The organism is Microbacterium sp. CH-015 (assembly GCF_049707015.1).
GTDB lineage: Bacteria > Actinomycetota > Actinomycetes > Actinomycetales > Microbacteriaceae > Microbacterium > Microbacterium aurum.
The window spans coordinates 1-1,255 of record NZ_JBNAFJ010000033.1; the positions used below are offsets into that span (position 1 = coordinate 1).

1 protein-coding gene is annotated in these 1,255 nt (G+C 69.2%); it reads right to left on the reverse strand.

Annotated features, from left to right (window positions below; all coding sequences use genetic code 11):
- Window positions 1-66: 66 nt before the first annotated feature.
- Complete coding sequence (locus ACPYN4_RS15490) at window positions 67-1,155, reverse strand: tyrosine-type recombinase/integrase (RefSeq protein WP_239282831.1); 1,089 nt, start codon at window positions 1,153-1,155, stop codon at window positions 67-69.
- Between the last annotated feature and the right edge of the window lie 100 nt (window positions 1,156-1,255).

Here is a 1,255-nt window from a genome sequence, read left to right on the forward strand (position 1 = left end):
GTCGCCGTCAGATGACGCAGATACGCATCCCGGAGATCATCGCCTCGCAGCGACGCGATCCCAGGGTCACCGCTGCTGAGCGCGGATGCGTTCGCGTGCCGCATCGAACTGGGCCTTCACATGAGCAGGAGCGAGGTGGACGTAACGGGCGGTGGTATCGACGTGAGCGTGACCGAGGAGCGCCTGCATCACCGCGAGATCGACACCGGCCTCGGCGAGGACTGTTCCGAACGTGTGACGCAGCGCGTGCGGGTGCCCGCCGGTCACCCCGGTCAGGCCCCGGTGATAGCGGAACACCGTCCGCAACCCCGCCGCCGTCAACGGGCCGCCCCGATGCGGGCCCTTCCCGACCAGGAACAGGATCTCGAAGTCCGACTCGGGCCGCTCGGCGAGGAGGTAGACATCGATCACCGACGCGACATCCGCATCCAGCGGGACACGACGCTGCTTCGCGCCCTTCCCGGTGACAGTGATCCAGCGGCCGCCGATATCGACGTCCTTCACGTGGAGGCCGAGGACTTCCATCGACCGCAGCCCGCACCACAGCATCAGCCCGGCGATCGCCCGATCCCGCCAGGTCCGCAGACTCCCCACCAGCGTCGCCGCGTCCTGCGGCGACAGCGCGACCGGCAACCGTCGCGGCTCCCGCAACCGCAACGCGGACCGTGCTGCGGGGCGTCGGACCGTGTGAGCGAGCATCCCCGACCGCTCCCCGCTGGTCCGCCAACGTGCTTCCCTGCCCCGCGGGACCGGGTTGCGTCTGGCCGGGTCCCGCAGTCCCGCATACGTGAACAGCCCTGAGATCGCCGCGAGCCGGCGGTTGATCGTCGTCGCCGCGTAACGATCCAGCCGGCGGCCGTCCATCCCGACGACGTTCGGTCCCGCCCTGCCGGGCAGCGTCGCCTCGCGACATGCGCGGAGGAACCCGAGGAGGTCATCGGTCGTGACCCCCTCCAGCGGGCGGTCCTGCCCGGACAGCCAGCGGCAGAATGCGAGCAGGTCATACCCATACGACCTCACCGTCGCCGGCGAGTAGTTCCGATCCAGCAGATGCGCGAGGTACTCGTCCACCAACCCGAACCGGGCGGCGTGCTCACCGGCGAGCACCCACTCGCCGTCACGCTGCTCGAGCCGCAGGACTTCCTTGTCCGTCATGCGACACATGTTGCACCCGCGACCCAGAAGACCGACGCACCTCATCGTGCTCGGCGTGTCGCCGCAAGGGATCCAGGATGGAATAGCCGGTTAAGAGGGA

Excerpts from the sequence above, each read along its gene's own strand:
- ACPYN4_RS15490 (WP_239282831.1), bottom strand. The coding sequence starts at position 1,155 with ATGACGGACAAGGAAGTCCTGCGGCTCGAGCAGCGTGACGGCGAGTGG.